General features: G+C 54.7%; 14 protein-coding genes. 6 read left to right on the top strand and 8 right to left on the bottom strand.

Going from position 1 to position 8,613, the window contains the following annotated elements:
* Positions 1 to 109 precede the first annotated feature (109 nt).
* On the top strand, positions 110 to 343 hold the full coding sequence (locus tag DXY16_RS12200) for a chlorophyll a/b-binding protein (protein ID WP_115121437.1): 234 nt from the start codon (positions 110 to 112) through the stop codon (positions 341 to 343).
* 159 nt (positions 344 to 502) lie between these two features.
* On the opposite strand, the gene DXY16_RS12195 is transcribed toward DXY16_RS12200, so the two are convergent.
* On the bottom strand, positions 503 to 847 hold the full coding sequence (locus tag DXY16_RS12195) for a hypothetical protein (RefSeq protein WP_115121449.1): 345 nt from the start codon (positions 845 to 847) through the stop codon (positions 503 to 505).
* A gap of 258 nt (positions 848 to 1,105) precedes the next feature.
* On the opposite strand from DXY16_RS12195, the gene DXY16_RS14885 reads away from it, so the two are divergent.
* Positions 1,106 to 1,282, top strand: a complete 177-nt coding sequence (locus DXY16_RS14885) for a hypothetical protein (protein ID WP_170953954.1) — start codon at positions 1,106 to 1,108, stop codon at positions 1,280 to 1,282.
* Between the two features lie 1,033 nt (positions 1,283 to 2,315).
* Positions 2,316 to 2,510, top strand: coding sequence for a hypothetical protein (locus DXY16_RS14460; RefSeq protein ID WP_137007096.1), 195 nt, complete (start codon positions 2,316 to 2,318; stop codon positions 2,508 to 2,510).
* A gap of 117 nt (positions 2,511 to 2,627) precedes the next feature.
* On the opposite strand, the gene DXY16_RS12190 is transcribed toward DXY16_RS14460, so the two are convergent.
* Positions 2,628 to 2,924: a hypothetical protein gene (locus DXY16_RS12190; protein ID WP_137007095.1), complete on the bottom strand. Its 297-nt coding sequence runs from the start codon at positions 2,922 to 2,924 to the stop codon at positions 2,628 to 2,630.
* Positions 2,925 to 3,359: 435 nt separating this feature from the next.
* Here DXY16_RS12190 and DXY16_RS14455 point away from each other — a divergent pair, with 435 nt between their 5' ends.
* The 3 genes from DXY16_RS14455 to DXY16_RS15215 all read left to right on the top strand — a co-directional run bounded on the left by DXY16_RS14455 (position 3,360) and on the right by DXY16_RS15215 (position 5,404).
* Complete coding sequence (locus DXY16_RS14455) at positions 3,360 to 3,614, top strand: DUF1311 domain-containing protein (RefSeq protein ID WP_137007094.1); 255 nt, start codon at positions 3,360 to 3,362, stop codon at positions 3,612 to 3,614.
* A 691-nt stretch (positions 3,615 to 4,305) separates the two neighbouring features.
* Positions 4,306 to 4,479 (top strand): hypothetical protein, encoded by a 174-nt coding sequence (locus DXY16_RS14880; protein ID WP_170953953.1) that lies wholly within the window; start codon positions 4,306 to 4,308, stop codon positions 4,477 to 4,479.
* A gap of 331 nt (positions 4,480 to 4,810) precedes the next feature.
* Positions 4,811 to 5,404, top strand: a complete 594-nt coding sequence (locus tag DXY16_RS15215) for a hypothetical protein (protein ID WP_244281677.1) — start codon at positions 4,811 to 4,813, stop codon at positions 5,402 to 5,404.
* 45 nt (positions 5,405 to 5,449) lie between these two features.
* Here DXY16_RS15215 and DXY16_RS12175 read toward each other — a convergent pair whose 3' ends face one another.
* From DXY16_RS12175 to gluQRS, 6 genes are all read right to left on the bottom strand, one after another.
* Complete coding sequence (locus tag DXY16_RS12175) at positions 5,450 to 5,710, bottom strand: hypothetical protein (RefSeq protein WP_170953952.1); 261 nt, start codon at positions 5,708 to 5,710, stop codon at positions 5,450 to 5,452.
* Positions 5,711 to 5,846: 136 nt separating this feature from the next.
* On the bottom strand, positions 5,847 to 6,008 hold the full coding sequence (locus DXY16_RS14875; RefSeq protein WP_170953951.1) for a hypothetical protein: 162 nt from the start codon (positions 6,006 to 6,008) through the stop codon (positions 5,847 to 5,849).
* A gap of 107 nt (positions 6,009 to 6,115) precedes the next feature.
* Entirely contained in the window at positions 6,116 to 6,364 is a 249-nt protein-coding gene (locus DXY16_RS12170) for a hypothetical protein (protein WP_115121446.1), read from the bottom strand.
* A gap of 72 nt (positions 6,365 to 6,436) precedes the next feature.
* Positions 6,437 to 6,712, bottom strand: coding sequence for a lactate dehydrogenase (locus tag DXY16_RS12165; RefSeq protein ID WP_244281676.1), 276 nt, complete (start codon positions 6,710 to 6,712; stop codon positions 6,437 to 6,439).
* Between the two features lie 37 nt (positions 6,713 to 6,749).
* Complete coding sequence (locus DXY16_RS12160; RefSeq protein WP_244281675.1) at positions 6,750 to 7,079, bottom strand: hypothetical protein; 330 nt, start codon at positions 7,077 to 7,079, stop codon at positions 6,750 to 6,752.
* A 568-nt stretch (positions 7,080 to 7,647) separates the two neighbouring features.
* Positions 7,648 to 8,556 (bottom strand): tRNA glutamyl-Q(34) synthetase GluQRS, encoded by a 909-nt coding sequence (gluQRS, locus tag DXY16_RS12155; protein ID WP_115121434.1) that lies wholly within the window; start codon positions 8,554 to 8,556, stop codon positions 7,648 to 7,650.
* Positions 8,557 to 8,613 lie beyond the last annotated feature (57 nt).

The following is an 8,613-nucleotide window of genomic DNA, read 5'->3' as shown; positions in this document are numbered from 1 at the left end:
CGACCCCCACAACTACCCCCACAGAGCAGCGTCTAAGTCCAGTGTTGAAGCTATTACTGGGTTTCCGGGAGGTTTTTATAGACCAAACAGGTCCCTCTCGGAGACACCCATGACTGCAACCACATTCAACGCACCCACCGGCCTGGTCACCCATGATGCTGAAGGGCATGAGAATGTTTATGCCAAAGAGCCCCCTATCCAAATTGCTGAAGCGGAGGCTGGCTGGGGCTTCCACCAGCGAGCCGAACAGCTGAACGGCAGATGCGCCATGCTTGGATTCATGGCCGCAATCGTGACAGAGCTGGCAACAGGCGAAGGACTACTTCACCTGATCGGACTGTAATCCCAAGCAGACCATTCTAGGTGGTGGCCACTCCACCACCTCCGCCGAAGCCGAGAGCTCAAGCTGAATTGATATCTGTCTCTAATCTGCCAAAACCACGTACTCACCCTCCCAGCCAAAAGCCCGCCCAGCCAACCGAGCTGAGCGGGCTTGTCAGACTTAGACAAACTTACGGGGATAGGGAGTATTACCTGCGAGTTCCACGTTAATTTCCCGGCAAATATTCATGAAGGCACCGAGGCCAAAATCGGGGCCATGAGGTCCATCAATGAAATCCTGAAACTGCTCATCAGTGATTCCCTCCTGCACTTCCCAGATACAAAAAGCGGGGCCTTCCGGAGCAATGGGATTGAATGAATGATTAAAAAAACCAGCCTGCAGATTCTTCGATACGGCTTCATCCCAACCTCCACCTGGAGCCATCGCTTTCTGAGCAGCATCCCACCACTGCTGACTCTTACCAGCTCGAAACTCGTGCTGGACATGAAAGAAGCGGGAGGCCATGGAAAAGAAGCAAAGAAACACCAGAGCGAACTTAGCTCTAATTTCTTCACTGAGCACACACAACAGCTCCACTCCACTGCAAAACAACAAGACACTGTTTGCCTTCGATTCCTTAGGGATTTCACTCCGTCCCTTACCAAGTGGAAACAGCAGTGTTTGAGCTGATCCTGTACAATCAAAAAATCGTTGGCCTGCAATGTGCAGGTGCAGTTCGATTCAGGCCAAGCAACGGGGGCCTGAACGCTGTGGAGACGACTGATGTCCCCCCTCTCATTGATCCAGAAGCAGCTGCAACGTGAGCAATTACGTGATGCAGCGAAGCGGCACAACGCCATGCAGCCTGTCTCGGCCGACTACACCTCGGCCCACCAGGCGCCTCGCATCGGCTCGCCCACAAGGTCTTGCACCTACCGCGGAGTGACCTACACCCGCTAACGCGCTTGATCCAGCACCCTCCAAGATCTGGCCCCAATCCGGGGCGTTTGTCTTAGGTGGAACACCCATTGACCTCGCCACCATCCGGCGAGGTCATCGACACACCATTCCAGGCATCACCCGTCACAGACGCAGCGTTCATCGATCAGCGAGCAAACAATCATTGCTGTAGCTTTTCTCTCCGCGTCGAACGACAGTGTTTTCAGCTCAAGGGGGGCGCCTCTTGGGTCTCTTCGGGAGTACAGGGAGAGGGGCTGCCAGCGTCTTCTCTCTGTACCTCTCCATCGGTGTTGGGCTGGTGAGGGCTTGGAAAGTGATTCACCAGCACAACCACTGAACAGAATTCCCCAACAGATCAATCAAGATCGAGGCCAAAGGCAATAAGGACGGCCCTGAAGCAAATAATCAAGCTCTACCAATCCGGCTGAACCCGAACTCGCCCAGAGGAATTGGGCGTTGCATCAACTGAATCAAGGGCAGCAGCATCCGTAACATGCGGACAGCAGCTCTCGGCACCCGGCTGCGGATCATTCTCTTAAGAGCACCGCCACACAATCGATGAAAGTAATGGGGACTCGGAAGAGACGCTGAGTCGATCCGGTCAGCAGAGAAGGGTTCCGTTTCTCCCTTTTCTGCTTTCCCCGGGCAATGGGGTTGTCCTGGTGCTCCACGGGAGGAGTCACCAGCGCAACTTCCAGATGTGCACCTTGCCGCAAAGAGCCTCCTCGGCTTGAGGGAATGTGTGTTATCGGCACAACCTTGACCTGTTCAACACGAGGGGACGAAAGGCCTGAACAAGTTGAGTGAATGGAGTGAGTACTCAACCCGAAGGCGGCACAAGGCTTCGGCATCTCCAACGCCAATCGGTAGCAAGCTGACCCATCGATTCCATGAACACCTCAATCCAAAGACTGTCGCTTTGGCTTCAGACGTTCGGCTTGCAGCCTGAAGAGCGGTGCTCAAAATCATTTGCCACACAGCAGCCTGGCCTCGTGGGTTATGCCTGTGCGGTGTAGTGCAGTAAGAGGCACCCGTGACAGAGCCAAAAATTCTCAAGAGGTTGCAACTTTTGGATTACATCAATAGCTCCGGAGATGAGCTAGTTGGTCTTTCTGTGGAAATGGCCGAAGACCCCAAAGGCGGGGTGCAAGTACGAGTCCTGATGGATGCCAATGTCGTCAGTGGCGTCAGCGTGTTCCCGCTGCAACAGGGTGACAACTGTGCTTGACCAGATCACATCCCGGCGACCTTAAGGGGGCGCAGGGATGCAAAATCTCTGCACGAGAAGGGCTCAGAGGTGTTCCGTCAGACCCGATCACATTGATCTCTCAAACCCATCCAGGCTTCAAGCCAGCATTTCAGCTGTGGCTTGCCGAAAATCAAATCCAGGATTGGGGATGGGTGATGACTTTCGGGGTGAAATAGCTGTGAATTCAAGCAAAGAGAAAACAACATCACGAGCCAGCCGCCCACTCCCATCAGCCAATGCATAAGCCACACCGATCACACAGGTCGGCTCTCCTGATCTTGCTTGCCAAAGGCCACCATTCCTGAATAGTTTAATTTCAGGAAAATGCTTCGAGCTGTCACGAGGGGTGATGGCTCTTTTTTTTGAGAGTTCTTCCCAGCTCAGGCTGGCCACAGACACTGCAGCTCCGATCGGAAGCGACAGCCTGGCTTGGATGAACAACCATCCATTCAGAGCCCATCAAACACGAGCAAGCTTGAGATCAGGTGGTTGTGCTGGTGAAATCCATCCCTAGTCCTCACCAGCTCAACCCCGTTACCCGGGGAAAGTAGAGAAGGGGCGCGGTTCCCCTCCTCTACTCACCGGATCAACTCAAATGCCGTCAGCCACCTGAGTCGACCTCACTCTCAGGCTTAGACCGCTGCCAGTACCTGAGGAATGATGCTCTGCCATGTGCTGAGAGATGCCACTCCCATGTTTCAGATGCTGCGCACAAATCAGGCCATCAGCGCGAGCTCATGCGGGGAGAGGTCCATTGAGCATGCATCGAGGACACGAGCTGCGACCCAGGCAACAGGCACGACTCAGCGCACTCATCAGTGCCCAGGCATGGCCACGATCGAAATGCAAGCCTGCGCTGCCGAGCAGCGGAATCAATCCCTGAAAGCGCTGAAACATAAACTGCCGACACCCGATCTGGCGCAGTGGGAAGCGATCACCTCGAAGGTTTGCAAACAAGCTTTCACACCATCTAAAAATGGTTCGATCTACTCCCAGCTAGTAGTTGTCTGCACAGATCAATTCAATCGATCCTCACTCGATCAGTTCACGCCACTGGGAGATTCATCGCCAACACCCCCCTGATTAGGAAGAAGGTGATCGCCTCCCATCACCACAACCAAGTTTCAGATTTTGCACGATCAAGACCTACGCTGACACAACCATGCTGCCAGCAGCATCAAGCAACAAAAAACCTGAATGAATGTGTGCTAATAGGACACAAGGAATAAATGCATCAAAACTTGCCAATACAAGAGTGTGGCTGACAGATTTCTTCGTTAATCAAGGGGTTCGCCTGGATCAAAGCCCTGGCTCCAGAGCAAAATGGGGGCTAATACCTATCGCGCAAAGCAAGGTGGACTTCTTAGAACAACAGTGATCCAGGCATCCCAATGAAACTCGACAGTTCCAACGCGCAACCGATGGGAAGCCTTGTCCATGATGGGAGTCATGCCCCCTTCCATGCCTTGGCTTGTCCACTGAATCCACGAACCATTCGCATCGGCAAGAAAAAGTAAGTGTCTCCACAAACACCCGCAGCGCCTTGATCCAAGCAGGAGTCACTGGGATGACTGAAGTGTTACGACCCACAGACGGGATGACTCTCCAGTGACTCTCCACAGGCCGACAGCCCTGGACAGGAAGACGGGGAGCCTGCCAACAACTCCGCGTCCATCGAGAACTGAAACAGGCTGCTAGCTGATCAAAGCTTCTCCTCGCCCCCGCGAAGTCTCCGCGAAGATGCTGAGCCAAGACCGATTACCGCCAAAGGAGCATGGATCATTGGGACCCCGAACCGCGATGGGTGGTGATGGCACCAACGGACACGGAAGGGATCTACCGAGAAGTGGCGATGTTTGCCTCTGAGGAGGATGCAATCGAGTTCTGCGATCAGGAAGGTGAGCCTGAGTGGCAGGTCTTGGATGCAAGCGACATGGATGTTGAGTAGCTGCAGAGTGACACGGTTTCAATTGGCCTGAAGAGGAAATCGATCAACCCTCCACTTCACTGACTGGCCTATTTTTCCCTAAGGGATTTTGCATGGCTTTCAGAGATTAAGAATCAAGCTCCCCGGCATTCGCTCAATGTCAGATCATCCCAATGAACTGCATTGAATAGCAGCTATCACGACCTTGGAGTCATCTCGACCAAGGCATGAGGTCGATGAAAGCAATGAGTCCGCCAGGAAGCTGAGTGGCTTGTTGCGCGCGTTGCCCCCTCACTCCGATGCACACACCATCTACCGCATTCGATGTGCGACCTGATGGCTTGGCTCAAGCGTGCCTGTGGCCTTGTTCGCAAGCACCAAAACTCTTGTGAACCCTATTGCCAACAAGCTGGATCTAGAAACACAACCCTTCCAGAGCGGACAAGAGACGTTCAGACGTTGCAGCACTCAATCCCAGCGGACAGCGGGCTCGAACGCTGCTATGACGATTCAAATCAAGCCTGAAGAAAGCGCGGCCACGATGTCTTCGAATAAAATCTCCCAGCTGATTGCGCTCATGGTTTTGTTCATGGCCGCGACGGGCCCAGGCTTCGCCAACATCAAGGATGAGTTTGAAAGATCTCAAGCTTGCTCGTATTTCGATGCAGAGTTTGTGAGCGATGTCGGAGTCTTCGACGATATCAAGGTTCGATTCTGCATCAGTGATGACAAAACCGAAGTCATCTATGTTTTAGACAATGGCACATCTTGGGTTGTGCCATTCGAGCGAGAATATAGAGAAAATGGTGTACTTAGCCTGAACACTCTGGAAGATGGGGAGCTGATCCGGTATCAAAAGAGCAAAGGCGTCGTGAAGCGCAAAGTGCTCGGCCGAAAACGTTCATTCCAGGCCGATCAAACGATCGAGGATTTCACCCGAAATTGATCAAGTTTTGACATCGCCTCTCCCTGCCCCCATCCAGAACCCCGATCAAGTGGGTTCGGTGGGGAACAACTTCCATTCACTATCTTCTGGGATCACGGGTGGTTGATTGAGATCCTGAGGCTCCTCAAACACCACACGCCAATCCGGACAGCGACAAGGCACGTAATCACTGTGCTCAATCCTGATTCCACCGAGAACAGAGGGAGCTCCATACCAGCCCCCCCGCCAATGGGACGGCTCATTCAAGCCTCCCTTGAACCAAACCCAGCAACGGGCATTCGGTTGCGTTGTGGACTTAGCAGCCATGGATCAGTTGTTCAGGCTCCGTTTGTAGCACCACAGCTAGCGGGGAGAGAACCGTGCTTGCCCTAGGCAATGTTTCCACGACCGTTGATCCAGACCATGATCTTGACCAAAGACAGCCGGCAGCAACGGCTTCGGATTAGGCGTTGTGTTCAGCTTCGTCGTAACCGTCATCGACCACATCATTGAAACGGGCAACACCAGCCTCCTTAAACGTGAAGACTCGATGGGGCTTCTCCGCTCTCTCCTTGGTGTCGCACCAGCCCTCGCGATAGTCCTGATCATCGTTCCAATCGACCACAATGACCCATCGATCCTCAGAGACAACCTAACGCTGGTACATCGAAGGGCGTTGAGACCATCGATAGCGGAGATGGAGATCAATCGCTGCTGCCCCAACAGTGACGATCACTTGATCAGATTCATACCCAAGAATCCCTTGCCAAGCCCCCAACTAGGCCGTTTGTCCTGGAGGAAGGTGATGGCCACCTCCACATCCAACAGTCCCGCTTGATCCAACACCTCAAGAGGTACTTTTCCCACACTGCTGCGTTCGTAATTGCAGTGGATATCGTCTTTGCGAGCCCCAAGGAAACTCACCACTTCCTGGAGCAAGAAATCCCTCCACTCATCCTTCTGCAGCTGCGAAACAGCCATCATTCCCATCTCCAAGGAGCCTGGTCAACGCTAATGGGGCTCGAGCAATCCTCTGAAACTCAGTTCCAGAGTTCACGTCTGGTTGCCCCCCAGCATGTCTTCATATCCCTCATAAGGATCGTATTCAGCCCAACCTGGACTGGCCTGATCCATCAGACCGTATTCCCCATCAATCATGTTCATACGGGTGTTGCCATAGGGAACGGTGTTGCAGGTGATGCCGCCGCCAGAAATCGGCTGACAATCATCGAAACGAACCTGGGCCCTAACCGGACCGATCCCCCCGACCAACGCGATCAGCACACCAGCCGTCCAAGGAAGGACAGGGGACGTCTTTACTGCTCCCATGCTGCTGCTCCTGACCGTGAGATGCCTCGCGCTCAAGCTAGAGACCTCTGCAGCGTTGACGCACCGCATTGAGAGTTTCATAAGCAAGCTTGCCCCTCCCGGCCTGCAGCTGCACCATCACCACCTCGGCCTGCACTCCCAGCACCATGCTCTGGCAGGGGTAGCGATCTTGGTCAGCGGCTCGCTGCTGCAGAGCCTCAGATTGCAAGAGCGCTTGCTCACAGGCGCTCGGCCTCTGGGTTGAGAAGCAGTCCTGAACCAGGGGAATCAGACGCCCAACGCTACTGGCCAAAACAGGGGCTAGCGGCACGAAAGCAGCCATGGGCAAAAACAGAGCAACGGCAGAACTCACTGCTGCCAAACGCATGACTCAGGATCAAAGAACAACATGGTCATCACCAACCCAAGCATCGTGCTTGAAAGCCGATCAGAAAAGCGACAATTCGACGCGACAGAGAACCTGAGCAATCGCGTCCGCGGCCGAAATGAGCTGGTCCACTGTTGACAATCTCCGTCAAGTGGAGTGGTGAGAGACCAACATCAGCGCTCAGCTGAGATGATGCACTTGCTTTGTTTGTTTGCGGATGTACACCGACTGGACCGCTGTCGCCTTACTGCTGTTCACCACCGTGCCCCTGCTGGCGGTGGTTGTCACCGCAGTCTTTTTCATCTGGCAGCAAAGGAAGAAGCAGCTGCGCTGACCTGAACGGCCCGATCCGGATCGGATCTTGGCGTTTCCGGCTCTGGACTCACAGAGCCGGAAACAAGAATCACACCCTGTCCCAGACAGTCCTGACAGGTGCGGAAACGTTGATCAGCAACCCGCTGAATACCGCTCCCGCCGCAACGTGGACAGATCATCGGCCCTCCCTCAAACTCCCCATCGCCAGTGTGGGGCGTCTAAACGGCAGCAATCCCGAAGTTTTTACAAAGAATCAGGCCTCGAGCACAGCCTCGAGGCCTTCTGGATTGCTTCGCACACTCTCCAAAAGCTCCTGAAGCGACAGCACTGTGGATTGAGGAACAAGATCCAGTTGCTCTGCGAGGAGACCAATCACCTGCTCTGCGCGAGCCCCTCTCTCCCGCCATGCCGCAAGGCCTTCACTGGCTTCTCGCTTCGACAGTTTCTCGCCTGAGCCATCCAAAAGCAGGGGAACATGGCAATAGCGCGGTGCCCCCTGATCCAAGGCGGCCATCACCGCCATCTGGGCCGCTCGGGCTGGAGCCAGATCGGCCCCTCGCACCACCTCAGTGATCCCGCAGACCAATTCATCCACAGCCGTCGCGAGGTGATAAGCGATGAATCCATCTGCTCGGCGCACCACCACATCCCCGCAGGTCTGAGAGGCAGCAGCCGCAACTCGCAATCTCCACGCAGGTAATCGCTGCTGTTCCCAGCCCCAACCATGGGTCTTGTCGCGGCAGGTGCCTGGATAAATCCGACTCGCAGCGAGCTCACGCCGGCTGCAGCGACAAGGGAAGAGGTCTCCTTGACGACGCAAGTGGGATAGCACTCCGCTATAGATCCCTCGCCGATGGCTCTGAAACAGCACTGGTCCATCCCAGTCGAGACCCAACCAGCGCAGATCTTCCAAAACAGAGGCGATGGAACCTGATCGAATCCGTGGAGTATCGAGATCATCGATTCGCAACAGCCAGCGACCGCCAGCCCGCCTGGCCACCAACCAAGACATCAAGGCTGTGCGCAGATTGCCAAGATGCAGTGGCCCGGAAGGAGTGGGTGCAAAACGGCCCCTGTAGCCCTGCCGCCGAAGATCATCACCCAGAGCAAATCGCTTCTGGAGATGATCAGGCAAGCCGTTAGGAGCTAAGAAGCGGCGCATGAGCCTGGCAAAAGAAAAGGTGGCCCAAACGGACCACCCAGTAGCTACCGCCGTTGA

Origin of the sequence: Synechococcus sp. UW105 (assembly GCF_900473935.1) — a bacterium.
Lineage (GTDB): Bacteria > Cyanobacteriota > Cyanobacteriia > PCC-6307 > Cyanobiaceae > Synechococcus_C.
The sequence above is the reverse complement of the archived record's forward strand: the minus strand, read 5'-3'. Positions and strand labels throughout refer to the sequence as shown.